The sequence below is a fragment of the Phenylobacterium sp. genome, assembly GCF_036495085.1.
GTDB lineage: Bacteria > Pseudomonadota > Alphaproteobacteria > Caulobacterales > Caulobacteraceae > Phenylobacterium.
The window spans coordinates 11,661-30,783 of record NZ_DASXNL010000131.1 but is presented as its reverse complement, the minus strand read 5'-3'; the positions used below and the strand labels follow the sequence as shown (position 1 = coordinate 30,783).

The window sequence follows — 19,123 nt, the reverse complement described above, 5'->3', positions numbered from 1 at the left end:
GCCCGATATTCCGGTCCTCGCATTCCTTCGCCTTTTAAATGAGGATCGTGAGACGGCGGAACGTTTAGTCCGTGAGTTGGAAGCGCAAGGATTGGCGCGCGAGTACGTTTGAAGTGGGTGCCAACATTCCGATTGCGCCAGGAGCCGACCTTGCGCCACCTCCAGAAAGGCGACATCCGCGTCACGCGCATGCATACCTGGTGGGCGTTGGACGATGGAACCTTTGCGCGCCGGAGGGAGTCGAGTCGGCGAGCAATAGGAGCGGTATGGCCATGTGCTACGACAGCTATGAACGCCTTCTCAGGGCCCGCCTTCACCGGGCGGCCAAGGAATCGGGGAATCCCGAGCGTGAACAGGCGGCACCAGAAACCCACAGACGTCCGGCCGAACCCGTGACATCGGATAAGCTGGAGATCCGCGAGAAAGAGCCGGCCTGATGCGGCTCGAAGCGCGTTTCGATTGATCTTGGCCCTGGTTTAAAGGCTGCCTCGCGCCGGGGGCGGACTTTGGGATCAGGCTGGGATACGGACGTTCGCCAGGCTTGCCGGCCACCTGCCGCTTCCGATCATTCCTGACCGCCACTTCGGCGTCTCGAATGCGCGTTGGTGGGGCCCAAGGTGGTTTCCGCTGCTGCTGGCCCAACCCGGATAGTCCACGAGGCCGGTCCGAGTTCGGCCGTTGTTGACCCGGCCCTTCCATAGTAGCTCTGCCTCCCCCTGCTCAGGGTACTAGCAGCAGCTTTCCTGTGGTCTTGCGGCTCTCCATGTCCGCATGGGCTCTTGCCGCGTCGGCCAGTGGGTGCTCACCCCCGATCAGGACCTTGAGCTTTCCGTCCCTGATCCAGTCGAACAGTCGCGCCGAGCGGGCCCGCAGCAGTTCGGGCGTATGGATGTGGTCCATGAAGGTGGCGTATCCGATCTTGATGCTCTTCGGCAGGCTCATGATGTCGAGCGGCCCAGGGCCGCCGAGCACCGGGCCATACCAGCAGAAGGTGCCCGACCGGCGCAGCACCTCTAGCGACCCCTGAAAGGTTGTCGGGCCCGACCCGTCATAGACCACGTGCACGCCCTCCCCGCCGGTCAGGCGGAGCGCCTGTTCGGCGAACCGGCCCGCCGCATCGACGATCAGGTGATCGGCGCCGGCCGCCTTGGCGATCGCGACCTTCTCCTTGGACGAAACCCGCCCGATGACATGGCCGCCCCGCAGCTTGATGATTTGGGTGAGCAACAGGCCAAGTCCGCCCGCCGCCGCGTGGACAAAGGCGACGTCGCCGGGCTGCACTGGATAGAAGTCGGTGGCGAAGTGGCTGGCGGTCAGGCCCTGCATCATCACCGCAGCGGCGGTGCGGTCGTCGATCGCGTCGGGCACTGCAACCAGCAGCTGGGCCGGGATCGCGATCCGCTCCGCATAACTTCCGGGCGCATAGGGCCAGGCCACGCGCTGGCCTGGCGTGACGCCCTTGACGCCATCGCCGACAGCCATCACCCGGCCGACGCCCTCGACCCCGAGGATTTTGGGGTTGGGCGTCTCGGTCCACGCGATGCCTTGCCGGACGCCGATGTCCATGAAGTTGACGCCGGCGAAGGCGATCTCGACAAGCGCCTGGCCGGGACCCGCGGCAGGCTCGGGCTGCTCCACGTGCTGCAACATTTCCCGCCCGCCTACACCGTTCATGACTATGGCTTTCATCGCTCGCTCCGTTATTGACTATTCGTTCCAGAATTGGTCAAAAAAGGGGGACCTCATCGCAGCGCTCTGAGCGCCATCGCGGCGAGGCCATCGAGCGCGGCGCGGTCCGCCCCGCCGCGTCCCGCGATACGTATTCCGGCGATGTTGGCCATCAGGAATTCGGCGACTGCTTCGGGGTCGAGCGCAGGCGCTGCATCGCCCTCGCGCTGGGCGTCCCCGATGCGGTTCGCGATCGCGCCGCGCAGGGTCCTCCCCATGGGGGCGTGTACTTCCGCCAGATCGGGGCGGGCAGCGCCGAACTCGCAGATCGAGCCCACGCCCAGGCACGGCTGGTCGGCGGTCTCGACCACTCGACGCAACATCGCCGCGATCCCATCCATGGCCCGGGGGGCGCTGCGGAGCGCCTCGATATGCGCCGCGCACTCGCCCATCGCGTAGCGCCGCACGGCCGAACGGTAGAGCTGCCACTTGTCGCCGAAGGCGCCGTACAGGCTCTGCCGACCGATCCCCATGGCGTCGACAAGCATCTGCGCCGAGGCGCCCTCGAACCCGTGCTCCCGGAAAACCCCGATCGCGCTGTCGAGTGTCGCGTCCGCATCGAATTCCCGGGGTCTCGCCATCAGCCTCATGTAGGCTATCCGGAACGATCATTCAAGAATGATGATCCGGGCGTCAATCGCTTGGATCGACTTGCGGTCGCGACCCCCCATTCCTCAATGGCAGCTAACCACCAACAGCCTCTCAGGCCGGCTCGCGTGAGCGCTTCCGCTACGCGCCAAAAGGAGAACTTCAGGCGGGGTCCGACAGCCGACCTTCCGCGGCCTCCACCGGTGCTCCTTCCAATAGCAGCTTGACCGCAATGGCGAAGCCCTCGCCGCCGACCAGGCCTTCGGTCATGCAGCGGCGCACGACGGTCTCGAAGAGCTCGCGCAGCAGATCGCTTTCGCGGAAGCGGCCATGGCGGTTCCTGGAGAAGGTCGAGTGGTCCGGAACGTCGTCGTCCAGGCCCAGCCGGCAGAACCAGCGATAGGCCAGGTTGAGGTGGACCTCCTCGCACAGCCGCCGCTCGGATCGGATGCCGAAGCAGTAGCCCACCAGCAGCATCCGGATCAGCAGCTCCGGATCCACTGAGGGGCGTCCTGTGGAGCTGTAGTAGGGCGCCAAATGAGCCCGGACGTCCGCAAGATCGACGAACCGATCGATGGCCCGCACCATGTGCTCGGCAGGCACATGACGATCTGTCGAGAACTTGTAGAACAGCGCCCCTTGATCAACTTGGCGATCGCCCATCATGCGACTCACTCCAAGGCTTCAATACCTCAAGTGAATCAGCGTTCTAGGCCTCAGACAAGGCCGGGTTTTTCAACACAATCCGCCAGTAGCAGACGTTGAGATCGGGGCAGAAAGCGGACTCTTGCGCGGCGGGGGCCAAGCGTGGTGGCGCGCGCCTCAGCTTAGCCAGCCCACAATGCCGACGCCAACTCACGCCATGGCGCGATGTCGAAAACAGCGCCCCGGCCTAGGCCGCCGGCCAGGTCCCGTCACGGAGCCAGGCGGCGCAGTCGGGTGTCAATTCGCGGGCGGCGACCTCGTCGGCCCTGGCGATCTCCGCCGGGGTGAGGACGTCGCGCCAGCGGCCGTTGGTCCCCTTGTTGATGAAGGTGTCCGGGCCCCTGTCGAAGGCGATGTCCGGGCCGCCATCGGCGGTCGCCACGTTGCGCATGTGCTCGAGGCTGCAGTGCTGGAGCATGAGCGGCAGCTTCGCCTCGTCTAGCGGGATGTCGAGGAAGGCGGCGATCTTGCGGAACTGCCCCGGCATGTCGCCGATCAGGTCGGCGTAGTGGAGCGTCAGCAGGTTGGGCAGGCCGCGGATGTCCCACCAACCCTGGATGTGGCGCCAGAAAGGCATGCCCTGGCTCCCGCCCTCGTCCAGGAAGCGGTGGTAGAAGTCGCGCACGTCTGGCTCGGCGTCGATGAACGGCCGTCCGGCGGTGCGGTTGATGATTTCGACCAGGTCGGCGCGCATGCCGCGCTGATGGTTGTGGAAGCTCCAGACGATGTCGCGCACGTCCCGGCCGACGGTGATGTACCTGGCGCGCGGCGAATAAGTGAGCTGGCGCACCGGCAGGTGGGTCTTGATGAAGCGGCGATGCGTCTGGGCCTCGAGGGTGGCGAGGAAGTCGACCCCGGGCGGCTGCATTTCCAGGCAGGGCGAGACGGTGAAGCCCGCGCCGTAAACCGAGGGGTCGGCGTCGAACACAAGCTGCGAGACGATCTGTTGGGTCAGCGTGGTGCCGCACTTGGCATAGGTCGCGATGACGATGTCGTCTTCGCGGAACGCGAGGTGATCCCAGCGGGTCGAATCGATGATGGCGACGTCGTGCTCCTCGGTCTTGACCGGCCAGACGGGAGAGATGGCGTTCATGTCGGTGTCCATGCTCAGGTGTTCGGGACAGGTTCGAGACGCGTGAGCCGGCCCGTTCGGCGCGGCGCCGTTTCCTTCAGCCCCAGCACAATGACGCCGGCGACGCCCGTGCAGACGATAATCATGATGAGCGGCGCGGAAAGCCCCCATCGGTCGGCCGCGAGGCCCGCCAGCACCGGCGCTCCGAAGCCGCCGAGGATTTCCGCCGCGCCGCTGACAAGGCCGATGGCCGAGGCCTGGATCCGGGGGTCGACGCTGTCGCTCGGGATGCTGCTCATCAGCACCGCCAAGGCCCCGATCGCCAGGCCGCCCGCCGCGAAGAACGCTGCTAGGCCGATGACTGGACCGGTCCAGAGCAGGCAGCCCAGCGGGATAAGGGCAGTCAACGACGCCAGGACGGCGATGGGTTTGCGTCCGAAGCGATCGGAAAGCGCCGGGGCGGCGAACATGCTGACCGTCAGGGCCGCTCCCATCGTGCCCATCAGCTGCCCCATGACCGCGGGGCTGAAATGCCGGACGTTCACGAGGTAGAGCGGTATGAACACCCCCGCGATGCCGCCGCTCCCAACCAGCAAGGGCGCCGCCGCCAGGCAGAGCGGCAGGTTGCGGGTCCGCAGCAGGTCCGAGAGGCCGAGCGGCAGGCCGGAGGCCGGCGACAGAGCCGCGGACGGGCGCGGTCGGTCTGGCCGCAGCCATAGCGCACCGGCAAGGGCGGCGAATAATCCCGGGACGCCGGTGAGAAAGAACGCCCCCCGCCATCCGACGGCCGTCGCCAGGGCGACCAGCAACATCGGAGCGAGCGCGCCGCCGATGAGAAACGTCACGAAGCCATTGACGCCCAGGTTCAGGCCGCGCCGGTCGTCATCCGAGGCTCGGATGGTCGAGGCCAACGTCAGGACGACTACCGGGCCCTCGGCGGCGCCCAGCACCAGCCGCGCGACCAGAAGGGTGACGAAGCCGACGGCGAGGCCCGTCGCGGCGGACACCATCGAGAAGGCGATCACGGCGGCCAGGAGCCAGGCCTTGGTCCGCCCGGCGCCGTCGGCCAGGCGCGCCACCACGTAGGAAGCCAGGCCCCAGGTCAGCGAGACCGCGGAGGCGGCGAGGCCGAGTTGCGCATTGCTCAGCTTCAGATCCGCGACGATGTACGGGCCCAGGAAGCCGATCGCCGAGCGATCGAGAGCCACCAGCCCGCCGATAACGCCACACAGCAGCGCCAGTCCCGTCTGGTACCTCGCAATCCGGCGCATTTTCCCCCACCCCGTTGCACGTCGACCCATGATTGCCGAAAGTGAATCCGGATGCTGTGAAACCTTGTGAAGGGCCGCCGTGCGCCGACCGGGGCTGACCTATGCTTTTGGCGATTTCAGCCTGGACCCGAGGCGGCGGCGGCTGACCTCAGGGCGGTCCGGCGACGCCGTCGCGCTGAACGACGCCGCCTTCGACACGCTGATGTTCCTGGTCGAGCACGCCTGCGAAATCGTCACGCGGGACGCCCTGCTCTCGGCGGTCTGGCCCGGCCGCTCTGTCGTGGACAACAGCGTCAGCCAGGCCGTGGCGGCGGTGCGCCGGGCGCTGGACGACAATCCGGCCGCGCCGCGTTACGTCGCCTCGGTGAGCGGCCGCGGCTACCGGTTCTGCGCAGCGGTGGCGGAAACCGACCGCGGCGCGCGCGATCCCGAGGCGTTCCAGCACTATGTCGCGGGCTGGTCGACGCTGACCCGGCCGGGCCGCGGCAACCTCAAGACGGCCCAGGCGCAGTTCGAGCGCGCGATCGCCGCGGACCCGGACTTCGCGCTGGCGCACGCCTGCCTCTCCGAGTGCCACATGCTGCAGGGCGCACACGGCGTGCTCTCGCCGCACGACGCCTATCCGCCCGCCGTGGCGAGCGCGCGGGCGGCGCTGGCGATCGACCCCGATTGCGCCGAGGCCCACGCGATCCTGAGCCACCTGGCCTTCTCGTACGACTACGACATCGCGGAGGCCGACCGGTTGATGCAGCGCGCCTTGGAACTCGATCCCGAGTGCTTCGTGGCGCATCGGTTCCATTCCAGTCAGCTCTCTTCCGTGGGGCGGTTCGAGCAAGCGCTGACCGCGGCTCGCCGGGCCCAGGCGATCGAGCCGCTGGCCGCCAGCATCAACGGCAATATCGCCATGGTTCTCTTCCTGGCCGGCCGGTACGAGGAGGCCATCGAGCAGTTCGAGCATACCCTGCAGCTCGACTCGCGTTGGATCTCCGCCCACGGCATGTCGAGCTATTGCCACGCCCAGCTCGGCGACTTCGACGGCGCCCGGGAGCGTCTTCGGCATGCCGACGCGCATCCGCTCGAGTCGGCGTGGATCACGGCCGTGTTGTTGGCCATGGAGGGTCGCACGGAGGAGGCGCGGCGCAGCCTCGAGCGCCTCCTCCAGCCGGCGGACGGTGAGTTCGTACGCCCCTTTGACTCGGCGATGGTTCATGCCGCGCTCGGCGACACGGAGGCGGCGTTGGCGTGCATCGATCAGGTCATCGACCAGCGGATGAACGCCATGGTCCTGGCCATCTTTCCGGCGTTCCGCCCTCTGCATGCCGACCCACGCTTCCAGGCGCGCCTGGAACGTCTCGGGATCGGCCACCTGGAGCCGGTCCCGGCGCGGCCGATGTAACGGCTCGCCGATACGGCGCAGGGGACGGTCCACGCCTCCGCAGATCCCTACCCACCCCCGCGGTGGGACTGACGCAGGCGGCGAGCGGACTCTCCCAACGTCTCCGATGAGTCCAGGAGCGGCTGACCGAGATCGCCGCGTGCCAACGTCTGCTCTCGAGCTACAGCTCCGCTCGGACGGGACACCCGCGTCCGCCCTTGCGACAGCATCGGCAAGCCGGCTATGGGAGAACAAATCAGGGAGCCGATTGTAAAAGATCGACGCGACTGTAAAACGCCGTTGATCCAGTGGCGAAAAGTCCCGGAAAAACAATACGCCGGATTAGCTCAGCTGGTAGATCAGCGCTCTTATAAACCGAAGGGCGCGGGTTCGGGTCCTGCATCCGCACCATCCGTCATCGGCGGCCACGCGGAGCTTCCTCTAATGGCCACTTGGCGTCCGGCCGCTGTCCTTCTGGAGCGAGCATGGCCCGCTCGTCCGCGACAGGCCGGAGGCTCCGACCGTCCGCCAGGACGCAACACCGGCCCCAGGGTCCAGCTGAATCGTCATGATGAGGGAACTGGAGCTGATTGAGCCTTCAAGCCGCCCCTTGTCGCTCGTGCAGGCAAAACTGAGGCAGAGGTTCGAGCCGAAGCTGCGCGAGTCTGCCTTCCACTCCTGGAAGAGCTGCGGGCCGAGCCGGAAGATGCGATGGGCGCCGGTCCCCTGAAGCCCCCCAGGCGCTGGCATGTCGCACGACACGATCCATCGACCAGCCGCATGTCCGGCCCCGTCCGCCGCCTGCATCAAGCCCGCGGCGAGGATTGCGGCGGTCATAGAGATCATGATCCACTCCTGAACGATCTCACCCTCTGTTCGGACTACAAGGCCTTGCCGCCAAGGCTTCGCTATCAGCGAAAACCCTTAGGCTGCACGCCGCGAAGGCCTGACCACTTGAGCGCTCGCGATGCGCCGGCCGCTGGCCGCCTTCCAATCGGGTGCGGGCCCGATCTCGATTGGCGGATCGGGCGGACCGAAGCAGGATAGTGCCCTCGAAGGAGCCCTGTTGCTTGCGCATTTTCATCGACGCCGATGCCTGCCCCGTGAAGGACGAGACCTACAAGGTCGCCGCTCGGTACGGCCTCACCACAACCGTGGTCTCCAACAGCTTCATCGCCATCCCAGCTTCGAAGCTGATCGAGCGGATGATTGTCGACGCCGGGCCCGATGTAGCTGACGATTGGATCGCCGAACGCACAGCGGCGGGAGACATCGTGGTCACCAACGACATCCCGTTGGCCGATCGCGTGTTGAAAGCAGGCGGGACTGCGATCGCCCCGAATGGACGCCTGTTCACGCCGGATTCCATCGGCTCGGCCCTCGCCCAGCGATCGATCATGGAGCATATCCGTTCGACCGGCGAGATTACGGGCGGGCCCCGTCCGTTTCAGTCAAGCGACCGTTCACGCTTCCTGCAGGCGCTGGATGAAGCCGTGAACCGCGAAAAGCGGCGGCGGCGCTGAACGCAACGGACCAATCCAAGCGCAGCCTTCACCTTGCATCCGGCTGATCTTTCATCGATTTAGACGTTCCCGGCGCAGCCGGGCGCTTCACTCGAGGAGAATCCGCGTATGCGCCACATGGGTTTGATGCTCGCTGCGGCCTCGGCCGTTACGCTTTCCGCGTGCAACAAGCCCGCGACGAATACTTCCACTGAGCAGACCACCACGGCTGCGCCGGCCCCCGCGCTCAGCGACGCCGAGAAGGCGGCGCTGCTGGCCAAGCTGCCGGCGCCCTACAACACCGCCGACCTTGCGAACGGCGAGTCAAAATTCGCTCTCTGCTCGTCTTGCCATACCCTGCCGGAAGGCGGTCCCAACCTGACCGGGCCGAACCTGCACGGCATATTCGGACGCAAGGCGGCCAGCCTTCCCGGCTTCGCCTATTCCGACACGCTCAAGGCGGCGGGGTGGACCTGGGATGCCGCCCATATCGACACCTGGATCACCGACCCCAAGGTTGCGGCGCCAGGCACCAAGATGACCTTCGCCGGAATGAAAGACCCCAAGGACCGCTCCGACGTCATCGCCTATCTGATGGTCCAGACCGGCTACAAACCGTAGACGCTCATCCCTGGCGGGTGGTAGTTTAAAATCCCCTCAACCTTGACGAGTGCGCTGGTCAAGCGCATCGTCGACTTGTTGAGCCGGGCTCTGCGATCCCCCCTCCCGGTCGACGCCCGGCCGGCGGCTTCCCCCGAGCCGCCGGTCCGCGCCTGCAGGTCCGACGTCCCCACGTCCGCCACGGCGCTGTTCCTTGGCCTCTCCCGGAGACGGGAGGGGCCAATTTGCAAATTGGCCACGCGACCTCCTCGCCGACGTTGGCGCCCCCGACGATAGGCGGGATCGCCGCCGCTGAGATTGATGCCAAAATACGGCAGTCGCAGCGCGATCTCGATCCCCCCGAACACACCGAAACAGCGGACGCCTCAGAGGGAGGTGTCCGCGATAGCTCGAGTGGAATTGTGACGGTTCAGGCGTCGTAGCCAGGCGACTCACGGTCCAGCTTCCGCAGGCAGCCGGGCCAGGCCAGACCGCCGCCGATGCCGCGAGCGACCTGATTGCGGACTTCCGCCTGCGAGGCGTCCGGTGCGATCAGCACGCCTTCGCGCCCGGCGGTAAGCGCCGCCACCTGCATCGTGCAGGAGCGCTCCAGATAATACATGCCGACCCAGCAGTTCGCAGCGGTATCGCCGACCGCCAAGGTGCCATGGTTGCGCAGCAGCATCAGCGTCTTGTCGCCGATGTCGGCCACCAGCCGCTCGCGTTCGTCGTGGTTGAGCGCGATACCCTCATAGTCGTGATAGGCGAGCCTCGGCAGCACGATCAGTGCGTGCTGCGAAAGCGGCAACAGCCCTGCCGACTGCGCCGCCACCGCTACCCCGTTGTCCGAGTGCAGATGCATGACGTAGTGGGCATCCTCCCGCGCAGCGTGAATCGCCGAATGGATCGTGAAGCCCGCCGGGTTGATGAAGTAGGGCGTCTCCTGAAGGATGTTTCCCTCGAGATCGATCTTCACCAGCGACGAGGCGGTGATCTCCTCGAACAGCATGCCGTAGGGATTGATCAGGAAGTTATGTTCCGGCCCCGGGATGCGGGCTGAGATGTGGGTGTAGATCAGGTCGTCCCAGCCATAGAGCGCGACGAGCCGATAGAGTGCGGCGAGATCCACGCGGGCCTGCCACTCCTCGGCGCTTACCTTGCCCTTCAGCGACGCCACGCCGCCAACCGATCCGTCCGCCATGGAGCGTCTCCTTTTTCCAGTTGCGGCAGACTCCCCCCGAGCGCCGCCAGCGTCAAGCGCAGGGATACAGCTCAGCTCGACGAACACCGTTCGGCCGCTTGACTTAGAATTCGGAAGGCGCAACCTGACGCTGTGCGAGCCGGGGGAAAACTCGTCGTTGGGAGCGGCCTGATGGACTGTGCGTCCATGCCGTCGTGCCCTGGGAGGATCGATGCTTCGCTCACTCATTGCATCCCTGGCTGGAGCCGCCCTGCTCTCGACCGCCGGCGCGGCTCAGTCGGCCATACTCATCTACTCTGCCAATATGGTCGGCTTTGATGAGGTGCCCCCGACTGGCAGCCCAGCCACTGGCTTTAGCTTGGTGACGATCAACACCGTCGCCAACAGCATGAACGTGCAAGAGTCCTTCAGCGGTCTTATCGGCGGGCCCGCGGCCGCCGCGCACATCCATTGCTGCACGCCGGCCGGGTCAAACACCAACGTCGCGGTTGGGTTCACCGGCTTCCCGGCGGCCACCAGCGGAACCTACAACAACACCTTCGACCTGACGGATGCGGCGATCTATACGTCCGCATTCCTCACCGCATCGGGCGGCACAGCGGCGGGAGCCGAGGCCGCTCTGCTGGCCGGGCTCGCCACCGGCCAAGCCTATACGAACATCCATAACACGACCTTCCCGGGTGGAGAGATCCGCGGACTCCTACGAGCGGGCATTCCTGAGCCGGGAAGCTGGGCGCTGATGATCACCGGCCTTGGGCTTGCAGGCGCAAGCCTGCGCCGGCGCAGGCTGGCGCCGGCCTAGGAACCGGGACTAGGACCTGACGCGCTCGACGGCGTCCAGCCACCGCGCGTAGGCGGCTTCGCGGCGATGGACGTCCATCGCGGGCGCGTAGCTCTCGGTCTTCGGCCGCGCCGCGGCGGCTTCTTCGACGCCGCGATAGAGGCCTGAGCCGATGCCGGCGAACAGGGCCGCGCCCAGCGCGGTCGTCTCCTGGAAGGTCGCACGCGCCACGGCGACGCCGGTAAGGTCCGCCAGGCGTTGGTTGAACCAGCCGCTGCGCGACATGCCCCCGTCGATGCGCAGTTCGAGTTTGGCATGGAAGGCTTCCGGCGCATCCGCCCTCATCGCCTCGATGAGGTCGCGCGTCTGCAGGGCGGAGGCGTCGAAGGCGGCGCGCGCGATTTCGCCCAGGCCGGCGTCGCGAGTGAGGCCCACGATGGCGCCCCGCGCGCCGGCATCCCACCAAGGCGCGCCTAAGCCGGTGAACGCGGGCACCAGCACGACGCCGAGGTCGTCGCGCGCTTCCATGGCCAGCTTCTCGACACCTTGCGGCCCGCCGCCGACGTTCAGCGCTTCGTGCATCCATTGAATGGCTGCCCCGGCGATGAAGATCGCGCCCTCCAGCGCGTAGGTGGTTTTCCCGCCGACGCGGGCCGCGACCGTGGTCAGCAGGCGCGCCCGCGACACCGGCGCCTTATCGCCGGTGTTCAGCAGCATGAAGCAGCCGGTGCCGTAGGTGGCTTTCATCTCCCCCGGACGGACGCACCCCTGGCCCATCAGGGCGGCCTGCTGGTCGCCGGCGACGCCGCGGATCGGGATGGCGCGGCCGAGCAATTCGCTCGCCGTCTCTCCGAAGTCACCCGCACAGTCGCCGACGGCCGGCATCACGGCCAGCGGCACGCCCAACATCTCGCCCATCTCGGCCGACCAGGCCTGCTTGTGAATGTCGAACAACAGGGTCCGCGAGGCGTTGGTGGCGTCCGTGGCGTGGACACGGCCGCCGGTCAGTTTCCAGATCAGCCACGCGTCCATCGTGCCGGCCAGCAGGTCGCCCGCCTCGGCGCGGGTCCGCGCGCCGGCGACGTGGTCCAGCAGCCAGGCGATCTTGGTGCCGGAGAAATAGGGGTCGAGCAGCAGGCCGGTGATCTCGCTGACCCGGCCTTCCCGCCCCTCGTCGCGCAGGCGGTCGCACGCCTCGGCTGTTCGCCGATCCTGCCAGACGATCGCCCGATGTATCGGCAGGCCGGTCTTGCGGTCCCAGATCACCACCGTCTCGCGCTGGTTGGTGATGCCGATGGCGGCGACCTCGCCGATCTCCCGCGCCGCCTTCTGCACAACCTCGCGCAACACCTCGACGCTGGCCTGGAAGATCTGCTCGGCGTCGTGCTCCACCCAGCCGTCGGCCGGATAGAATTGCTCCAGCGGCCGTCCCGACTCGGCCAACGCCCGCCCCTTGGTGTCGAAGAGGATGGCTCGAGTGCTGGTAGTCCCCTGATCGAGCGCAAGGATCAGCGGATCGGCCATTCGTCTCTCCCGTGGCGAAGTTTCCCCGGTTTAAACATGTTTTCATCCGCGGCGCGCAATTTCGCCCGCCTAAGCCAAACCGACAGAATGGAGGGGCAGGCTTGAGCGTCGCGTTGAGCAGCGAAAGCCTGCTGGACCTTGCGAAGAGCCGCCAACCGGCGGATCGCGAGCGCCTCCTGCTGGGCATCGTCGAACTTTGCGACGCCGACAACGGTGCAGCCGCCATGGCGATGCCTCAGGTCCAGGCGCTGCTGAACTCCATTTTTCTTGGTCTCGTAGCCGGCGCCGAGCGCGAGATCCGCACGCGGCTCGCGCGAAAACTCTCCACCGCCGAATGGGCGCCAGCGGCGCTGGTCAACGTCCTGGCGCTGGACGAAATCGAAATAGCCCGGCCGGTGATCGCCGCAAGTCCCGTACTCAAGGACGCCGATCTCGTCCGGCTTTTGGTCGAGGCGACCATCGAGCATCAGATCGAGGTGGCGCGCCGGCCGCACCTTGGGCCCGCCGTCGTGGCCGCGATCCTGAAGGCCTCCGAGCCGGCCGTCATGACCGCCCTGGCCGGTAATCAGTCCGCAGCGCTTGCGCCGGGCGACATGAAGCGACTGGTGGAGGCCGCGCACAGCATCGCAGCCCTGCGCACCCCGCTCGCGCACCACCCCAAGCTTACCGGCGAGCTGGCGTTACAGCTCTACATCTGGGTCGGCCAGGCCTTGAGGCAATCGCTTTCCGAGCGCTTCCGGCTGGAGCCGAAATTGATCGAAGCCGCTCTCTCGCAGGTGGTCCAGGAGGCGCACTTCGGGCCCCCTACCGGCCACGGCGTGGTGGTTCTGGCCCGCGACGGCGAGCGCGAGGCCATGGAGCGCCGGCTGATAGAGAAGTTGCACGCCGCCGGCCAGTTGCGCCCCGGATATTTGGTGAGGGCCCTGCAGGAAGGACGCCTTTCGCTGTTCGCCATCGCGCTGGCCACTCTAGGTCGCTTCGAGCCGGACCACGTGCAGCGGGTGATCAACAGCGACCGTCCGGAACTGCTTGGCCTTGCGTGCGCTGCGGTCGGCATCGACCGCAGCGTCTTTCCCAGCATCCTGGAGATGATCCGCAAGCTGAACGGCGGCCTTCCTGGAGGTGGTATTGACGCGTCTCGTCGCGCCATCGGCGCTTTCGGTCCGGTGAGCCCGCAGGTTGCAGCGACCGCCTTCCGCCAGGCGGCGCTGTCGGTTTGAGCGCTGTTTGACAAGCTTACCCGCTTGGCGGCTTTTGGCCCCCAACTCCGTAAGCCCGAGCTTCCCGTGACGCGTATCGCCTTCACCGCCAGCGAACGACCCGAGGCCCAGGAGGGTCGCGCGCGCCTAGCCGCCCGTTACGGCGACGTGCCAATCGACCAGGCCGAGGTGATCGTGGCTCTCGGCGGCGACGGCTTCATGCTGGAATGCTTCCACGACTACATGGACACCGGCCTGCCCGTCTACGGGATGAACCGGGGCTCGGTGGGCTTCCTGATGAACGACTACGACGAGGAGGGCCTCGAGGCGCGTATCGCCGCCGCCGAGCGCGCGGTGATCCACCCGCTTCGCATGACCGCAGTCGACGTCCACGGCGAAACCCACGTGGCTTTGGCGATCAATGAGGTTTCTCTACTCCGCCAGACCCGCCAGACGGCGAAGCTGCGCATCGCCATCGACGGCAAGTTGCGGTTGGGCGAGCTTTCCTGCGACGGCGCGCTGGTTTCAACGCCGGCCGGCTCCACCGCCTACAACCTTTCCGCCCACGGACCGATTATTCCCCTTGATGCTCGCGTCCTGGCCTTGACCCCGATCAGCGCGTTCCGCCCCCGGCGCTGGCGTGGCGCGCTGCTGGCCCACACCGCCAAAGTCACGTTCGAGATTCTGGAGGCCACCAAACGGCCGGTCAGCGCCGTGGCCGACAACATCGAGGTGCGCGACGTCCTGACCGTCCTCGTCGCGGAGCATCGAGAGGTCGCACTGAACATGCTGTTCGACGAGGGGCGCAGTCTGGAGGAGCGGGTGCTGGCGGAGCAGTTCTCCGCCTGATTCCCTGTCGCCCCCGAAAACGTCACGGAAAGCCTGTCAAAACCGTGGCTTGGGTCACACCGGTTATTAACAGGTTGGCACTAGGGTCCAGGCGTTCAGCCAAGAAGGCCGCGCCTATGAGCCAGCAAAACTCCGGTCAGATGATCCAGCCCGCCAACGCGTTGCGCCTGAAGGTGGGCGGCGGCCGGCTCGGTGCGATCGATCCTGCGGCCATCGCCAAGGCCGAGGCGGCCCTGAAGAGCCTTGCCGGAAACTTCACCCAGTGGCTCGCCGACGAGATCTCCAAGCTCGACGCTGCGCGTCAGCAGGTGAAGGCCGAAGGCGCCACCTCCGAGAACATGGAGAACCTGTATCTGCGGGCTCATGACCTGAAGGGCCTGGGCACAACCTACGGCTACCAGCTGATCACCCGCATCGCCGGCTCGCTCTGCCGGATGATCGACGACAGGGACAAGCGCGCCCGGGTTCCCATGGAGCTGGTCGACGCCCACATCGATTCAATCAAGGCCGCGGTCCGAGACGACATCAAGTCCGACGACCATCCGGTCGGGCGTCTGCTGGTCGAAGAACTCGAGCGTCGCGTCAAGGCCGTCGTCGCCTAAACGCGGCGGCAGACATCACCGCATCTACATTACGTTTTCGAGCGGCTCCTCCACCGCGCCATAGCCGGCGTCGGGAGGCAGGACGAGCACCCGGCCTGAGGGCCTTGCCTGGATCTGCGGCTGGACAGTGACCAGGGCGCGCGCCGCCGCGCGCGTAACGGCGTCCTGCGCACCTTGCGCCTCAGCCAGCAGCTTCAGATTCATCCGGGTCGGGAAGATCACTTTGCGCTCGCCCGCGGCGGCCAGTCTGAGCGCCTCGGAAGGGGCGATCCATTCGGCGTCCACGGTCTCGCGCCCATCGCAGGCCGCTAGCTGTTCGGCCGGCGCACTGACGGCGTAGAACCAAGTGTCGAAGCGCTTTGGCGTCAACGGCGGCGTGATCCAGCGAGCGAAGACAGTGAGCGCCGAAAGGTCGAGCCTGGCTTCCAGGTCGCTCACAACATCGATGAAGGACGTGGTTCCGGCGTCGACCGCGGCGCGGACATCCATCGGGCAAGCCTCGCCGCTCATCGGCGCCCCGTCGCGACGCTTGGCGAGCAGAATCCCCGCCTCCTCGAACACCTCGCGGATTGCGGCGATGCGCAGGGCGCGCTGATCAGGTTCGTAAGCCTGCCACCCCAGCACATGGTCGCTCCACCGACTGTCGTGGTCGCCCGCGTGGCTCTTGCCGCCCGGGAACACCAGGGCCCCGGAGGCGAAATCGATCTGGTGGTGGCGCTTGACCATCAACACTTCGAAGACGGGGTCGTCGCGCAGCAGCAGGATCGTGGCGGCAGGCTTGATTTCGGCGGTGACGGGCGTTTCGCTCATGCCGCGAGCTTGGGACGACGAGGTCCCCGGCGCAACCCAGCTATGCGCTTTGCGCGACTTCGGCTTCGGCGCGGATTTCGCGCGAGACCTGGTCCATCTTCTCGAGCAGATAATCGACGTCCTCGCGGCCGGCGGCCTGCGGCTGGGTGAGGAAGCGCTGCAGCATGCGCTCCTGAAAGCGTTGCAGGTCACGCGCGCCCCCGTCGAACTCCATCGAGTGGAAGGTGTCGACCGCCGCACGGAACGCCGCGAATAGTCTGGCAGGCAAGCCGGCGCGCTCGTAGATCGCCCGCAGGCCCAGGGGCCCCGCATCGTGGATCATCAGCCAGGTGCGGTGATGCGGCACGCCTGCCAGTTCCGCCACACCCCACTCAAAGAAGGTCATATGCCCTTGCGCCAGCGCCCGCAGCAGCAGCGACGGCGTCAGGCGTAGGGAGCCGGCAAGGTGGGCTACAAAGCCGCGCACATCGGCGGCGTGTCCAGCCTGGTCCACCAAGTCTAGGGTGGCCCGCTCGGCGGAACCCGCTGCAACGGCCAGGGCGGTTTCCGGCGCTACGGCGTGATGGGTGATCAGGTGATCCCGAAGATGGTCGCCGACCAATGTGATCAGCTTCTCACTCACCGACATTGGCAGGACCTGGCGATAGGCGATGGTGGCCAGCACCCTCTCGTGCGCTTCGAACCGGGCCATCACCGCCTGCAGGGCCGTCTCGGCGAAGTCGGCGTTATCGTTGGCGCAGGCCGTCATGACCGCCCGCTCGGAGCCATGCTCGGCGATGCTGTCGGCGACGGCCGAAGACAACATCGGGCGTCGCGCGATGGCCAGTTGGCGCGCGGGACCGCCCAGGCGCACGATCGTCGCCAGGTCCTCGTCCAGGAAGGCCGGTGAGAAGCTCAGCATGGGAAGCGAAACGCCTTCGACGTCGCGGGCGAGCTTCAGGGCCACGTCGCGCGGCACGAGCGGCGATGACTTCAGAGTGACCGCGAGCGCGCGACGGACCATCTCGGCGGCGTCGGCGGCCATGACCCGCAGGATCTCGGCGGCGGTGGCGCGATCCTCGTCGCTGAGCGGCTGAGATTCCATGGCGTGGCATAGCTTGTAGGCGCTGGCCGCCCGTTCATCGGCGCTCGCGCCCTTCACCAGCGTACGGATGTCGCCTTCCGTCAGCGCGGAGCGCGTCGTCGACATGGCTGGACTAGCTTCCCCGATCGGGCCCTGGCCCCCCAAGGACCGGAGTCCGCCCCAACTCCCATGAGTCCCAATGTCCCCTGCCATGCTTAACGAGGAGTTAGCCCCGAATCTGTGGATTAAGATTCTTCCTCTGGTGGGCGCGTGGCCGAAAACCCCTCTAGAGTGCCCCCACGCTAATCGAGGGATCGCCACGTGTTGCTCAAAGGCCTGAAAGTCGTTGAATTCGCCTCATATATCGCCGCCCCCGGGGCCGCCTGCATGCTGGGCGACTGGGGCGCCGACGTAGTCAAGGTCGAGCGGCCGGGCGGCGATTCCATGCGCCACGTCTTCGCCGACCTGAAGACCGAACTCGCCGGAAATCCGACCTTCGACCTCGATAACCGTGGAAAGCGCGCCGTTGTGCTGGATGTCGGCAAGCCCGAGGGACGCGAAGCCCTGGCGCGGCTCGCCGCCACCGCCGATGTCTTCATCACCAATGTCCGGCCGGCCGCACTGAAGCGCGCCGGCCTCGACGAAGCGACCCTGCGCGAGGCCAACCCTCGACTGGTCTACGCCCTGGTCACAGGCTACGGGATTGAGGGTCCCGACGCCCACAAGCCAGGATTCGATGTCACCGCCTTCTGGGCCCGCGCCGGCGTCGCCCACATGACCGCGCCCAAGGGCATGGACCCCTTCATGCTCCGGTCTGGGTTCGGCGACCACATCACGACGCTCGCCACCGTCTCAGCTATCCTGGCGGGCCTCTATGAGCGCGAGCAAACCGGCAAAGGCCGGCTGGTTCAGACCTCGCTGTTGGCGACAGGCATCTACACCATGGGATCGGACCTTGCGGTCCAACTGAAGTTCGGCCGCCTGGCGTCGATCCGGACGCGCGAGCGGCCGATGAACCCCATCGCCACCTTTTTCAAGAGCGCCGACGAACGCTGGTTCGTGCACAACCCACGCGGCGGCAGCAAGGACTGGCCAATCTTCGCTGCTGTCGCCGGGCGCCCCGATCTGGTCGACGACGAGCGGTTCGCCACCAGCCGCGCGCGGCGGGAGAACTCACCCCTATTGGTGGCCGAGTTCGACAAGGCGTTTGCCGCCATGAGCTTCGAGGAAATCGCCAAGCGGTTGGACGAGGCCGATCTCGTTTGGGCGCCGGTCCAGACGCCGGCGGAGGTCGCCGCCGACCCGCAAGTGCTGGCCTCCGGCGCGATTGTTCAGGTTGAGGACGGCCAAGGCGGGACCTTCCCCTCGCCCGCGGCGCCGGCCCGCTTCCCCGGGGCCGACCAGGCCGTGCGGCCGCGCTCGCCGATGCTTGGGGAGCACACGCGCGAGGTGTTGGCCGAAATCGGCTACTCCGAGGCCGAGATCGAGGCCATCTTCAAAGCCGAAGCCGCAGCCTAACCTCTTACATCGTAAAGAGAGTTTCACCGCCAAGTGATTCGGCGAGGCGACGACGCGCGGCTTACGTTCACGCACACGTTGTAGACACGGCGCTTCGAGGGCCGGTCGGAATCAGGTGTCGCCGGCGGCTGAGCAGCGGCCGAAGACGACCGGGTGGGACACGCCAAAGCTTACCGAGTTCGTCCGGCGCTTTGCGTCTCGTTTCCGCTTGGGAGGAGCTACAACCATGCTGTCGACTTCGAGACCGACGTTGTCATCGAAGTGGCGTTCCGCAGCGGCGGCGCTTGGTATGGCCGCCTTGCTTGCTGCCTCCGGGTTGGCGTCGTCCGCTGCCGCCGGGCCCGCCACCGTCCCGGACGCCATGGGCGACTTCCTCGGGACTTTCAGCGGACCGCACAACGGCGACCTCGATGTGCTGTCGGTGAGCGCGATCCAAAATGGAACCGACGTCGCGTTTTCGGCCACGCTGGCCGGCCCCGTCGGGACGACGCCCGGCAGCGTCTACGTGTTGGGCGTCAACCGCGGCGCAGGCGCCCCGCTCCTGACCCTGGGAACGCCCTCGGTGGGCGCCGGCATAGACTTCGACGCCGTCGCGCTCCTGTTTCCCAACGATACCGGCGCGGTGGTCCTGTTCACCGGCGGCGTCGCCGGCGCGGCTGTGCCGCTCGCGGCGGGGGCGGTGACCGTCTCAGGATCCACCATCACTGGCGTGATCCCGTTCTCGATGTTGCCCTC

The 19,123-nt window shown here is 66.9% G+C and carries 16 protein-coding genes and 1 pseudogene; 8 read left to right on the top strand and 9 right to left on the bottom strand.

Annotated features, from left to right (window positions below; translation table 11 throughout):
• Positions 1-720: 720 nt before the first annotated feature.
• The 5 genes and pseudogenes from VGI62_RS14770 to VGI62_RS14750 all read right to left on the bottom strand — a co-directional run bounded on the left by VGI62_RS14770 (position 721) and on the right by VGI62_RS14750 (position 5,364).
• Entirely contained in the window at positions 721-1,689 is a 969-nt protein-coding gene (locus tag VGI62_RS14770; RefSeq protein WP_331505272.1) for a quinone oxidoreductase, read from the bottom strand.
• 53 nt (positions 1,690-1,742) lie between these two features.
• Complete coding sequence (locus VGI62_RS14765; RefSeq protein WP_331505271.1) at positions 1,743-2,318, bottom strand: TetR/AcrR family transcriptional regulator; 576 nt, start codon at positions 2,316-2,318, stop codon at positions 1,743-1,745.
• A 214-nt stretch (positions 2,319-2,532) separates the two neighbouring features.
• A pseudogene (locus tag VGI62_RS14760) lies at positions 2,533-2,982 on the bottom strand (transposase); the annotation flags it as partial.
• Between the two features lie 226 nt (positions 2,983-3,208).
• Positions 3,209-4,114, bottom strand: a complete 906-nt coding sequence (locus VGI62_RS14755) for a sulfotransferase domain-containing protein (protein WP_331505270.1) — start codon at positions 4,112-4,114, stop codon at positions 3,209-3,211.
• A 14-nt stretch (positions 4,115-4,128) separates the two neighbouring features.
• Positions 4,129-5,364, bottom strand: coding sequence for an MFS transporter (locus VGI62_RS14750; protein ID WP_331505269.1), 1,236 nt, complete (start codon positions 5,362-5,364; stop codon positions 4,129-4,131).
• 79 nt (positions 5,365-5,443) lie between these two features.
• On the opposite strand from VGI62_RS14750, the gene VGI62_RS14745 reads away from it, so the two are divergent.
• The 3 genes from VGI62_RS14745 to VGI62_RS14735 all read left to right on the top strand — a co-directional run bounded on the left by VGI62_RS14745 (position 5,444) and on the right by VGI62_RS14735 (position 8,862).
• On the top strand, positions 5,444-6,760 hold the full coding sequence (locus VGI62_RS14745) for a tetratricopeptide repeat protein (RefSeq protein ID WP_331505268.1): 1,317 nt from the start codon (positions 5,444-5,446) through the stop codon (positions 6,758-6,760).
• A 1,049-nt stretch (positions 6,761-7,809) separates the two neighbouring features.
• A complete protein-coding gene (locus VGI62_RS14740) occupies positions 7,810-8,262 on the top strand; it encodes a YaiI/YqxD family protein (RefSeq protein ID WP_331505267.1) in 453 nt (150 codons plus the stop codon).
• 108 nt (positions 8,263-8,370) lie between these two features.
• Positions 8,371-8,862, top strand: a complete 492-nt coding sequence (locus tag VGI62_RS14735; protein ID WP_331505266.1) for a cytochrome c family protein — start codon at positions 8,371-8,373, stop codon at positions 8,860-8,862.
• Between the two features lie 409 nt (positions 8,863-9,271).
• Here VGI62_RS14735 and VGI62_RS14730 read toward each other — a convergent pair whose 3' ends face one another.
• Complete coding sequence (locus tag VGI62_RS14730) at positions 9,272-10,042, bottom strand: class II aldolase/adducin family protein (protein ID WP_331505265.1); 771 nt, start codon at positions 10,040-10,042, stop codon at positions 9,272-9,274.
• Positions 10,043-10,253: 211 nt separating this feature from the next.
• Here VGI62_RS14730 and VGI62_RS14725 point away from each other — a divergent pair, with 211 nt between their 5' ends.
• On the top strand, positions 10,254-10,844 hold the full coding sequence (locus VGI62_RS14725) for a CHRD domain-containing protein (protein ID WP_331505264.1): 591 nt from the start codon (positions 10,254-10,256) through the stop codon (positions 10,842-10,844).
• Positions 10,845-10,853: 9 nt separating this feature from the next.
• Here the strand turns inward: VGI62_RS14725 and glpK are convergent, their stop codons facing one another.
• Entirely contained in the window at positions 10,854-12,347 is a 1,494-nt protein-coding gene (glpK, locus tag VGI62_RS14720; protein ID WP_331505263.1) for a glycerol kinase GlpK, read from the bottom strand.
• Between the two features lie 101 nt (positions 12,348-12,448).
• Here glpK and VGI62_RS14715 point away from each other — a divergent pair, with 101 nt between their 5' ends.
• The 3 genes from VGI62_RS14715 to VGI62_RS14705 all read left to right on the top strand — a co-directional run bounded on the left by VGI62_RS14715 (position 12,449) and on the right by VGI62_RS14705 (position 14,997).
• Positions 12,449-13,567 carry a DUF2336 domain-containing protein gene (locus tag VGI62_RS14715; protein WP_331505262.1) on the top strand — a complete coding sequence of 373 codons (1,119 nt, stop codon included), beginning with the start codon at positions 12,449-12,451 and terminating at the stop codon, positions 13,565-13,567.
• Between the two features lie 66 nt (positions 13,568-13,633).
• On the top strand, positions 13,634-14,395 hold the full coding sequence (locus tag VGI62_RS14710) for an NAD kinase (protein ID WP_414695693.1): 762 nt from the start codon (positions 13,634-13,636) through the stop codon (positions 14,393-14,395).
• 116 nt (positions 14,396-14,511) lie between these two features.
• Positions 14,512-14,997 carry an Hpt domain-containing protein gene (locus VGI62_RS14705; protein WP_331505261.1) on the top strand — a complete coding sequence of 162 codons (486 nt, stop codon included), beginning with the start codon at positions 14,512-14,514 and terminating at the stop codon, positions 14,995-14,997.
• A gap of 24 nt (positions 14,998-15,021) precedes the next feature.
• Here the strand turns inward: VGI62_RS14705 and VGI62_RS14700 are convergent, their stop codons facing one another.
• On the bottom strand, positions 15,022-15,807 hold the full coding sequence (locus VGI62_RS14700) for an NUDIX hydrolase (RefSeq protein WP_331505260.1): 786 nt from the start codon (positions 15,805-15,807) through the stop codon (positions 15,022-15,024).
• Positions 15,808-15,847: 40 nt separating this feature from the next.
• A complete protein-coding gene (locus tag VGI62_RS14695) occupies positions 15,848-16,996 on the bottom strand; it encodes a DUF2336 domain-containing protein (protein WP_331505258.1) in 1,149 nt (382 codons plus the stop codon).
• A 195-nt stretch (positions 16,997-17,191) separates the two neighbouring features.
• Between VGI62_RS14695 and VGI62_RS14690 the strand changes: the two genes are divergently transcribed.
• On the top strand, positions 17,192-18,388 hold the full coding sequence (locus VGI62_RS14690) for a CaiB/BaiF CoA-transferase family protein (RefSeq protein WP_331505257.1): 1,197 nt from the start codon (positions 17,192-17,194) through the stop codon (positions 18,386-18,388).
• Positions 18,389-19,123: the final 735 nt, after the last annotated feature.

What these genes read in the sequence shown, in the direction of transcription:
- VGI62_RS14750 (WP_331505269.1), bottom strand. Translation starts at nt 5,364, where the DNA reads ATGCGCCGGATTGCGAGGTACCAGACGGGACTGGCGCTGCTGTGTGGC.
- VGI62_RS14735 (WP_331505266.1), top strand. Translation starts at nt 8,371, where the DNA reads ATGCGCCACATGGGTTTGATGCTCGCTGCGGCCTCGGCCGTTACGCTT.
- VGI62_RS14765 (WP_331505271.1), bottom strand. Translation starts at nt 2,318, where the DNA reads ATGAGGCTGATGGCGAGACCCCGGGAATTCGATGCGGACGCGACACTC.
- VGI62_RS14730 (WP_331505265.1), bottom strand. Translation starts at nt 10,042, where the DNA reads ATGGCGGACGGATCGGTTGGCGGCGTGGCGTCGCTGAAGGGCAAGGTA.
- VGI62_RS14700 (WP_331505260.1), bottom strand. Translation starts at nt 15,807, where the DNA reads ATGAGCGAAACGCCCGTCACCGCCGAAATCAAGCCTGCCGCCACGATC.
- VGI62_RS14705 (WP_331505261.1), top strand. Translation starts at nt 14,512, where the DNA reads ATGAGCCAGCAAAACTCCGGTCAGATGATCCAGCCCGCCAACGCGTTG.
- VGI62_RS14770 (WP_331505272.1), bottom strand. Translation starts at nt 1,689, where the DNA reads ATGAAAGCCATAGTCATGAACGGTGTAGGCGGGCGGGAAATGTTGCAG.
- VGI62_RS14695 (WP_331505258.1), bottom strand. Translation starts at nt 16,996, where the DNA reads ATGTCGACGACGCGCTCCGCGCTGACGGAAGGCGACATCCGTACGCTG.
- glpK (WP_331505263.1), bottom strand. Translation starts at nt 12,347, where the DNA reads ATGGCCGATCCGCTGATCCTTGCGCTCGATCAGGGGACTACCAGCACT.
- VGI62_RS14755 (WP_331505270.1), bottom strand. Translation starts at nt 4,114, where the DNA reads ATGAACGCCATCTCTCCCGTCTGGCCGGTCAAGACCGAGGAGCACGAC.
- VGI62_RS14725 (WP_331505264.1), top strand. Translation starts at nt 10,254, where the DNA reads ATGCTTCGCTCACTCATTGCATCCCTGGCTGGAGCCGCCCTGCTCTCG.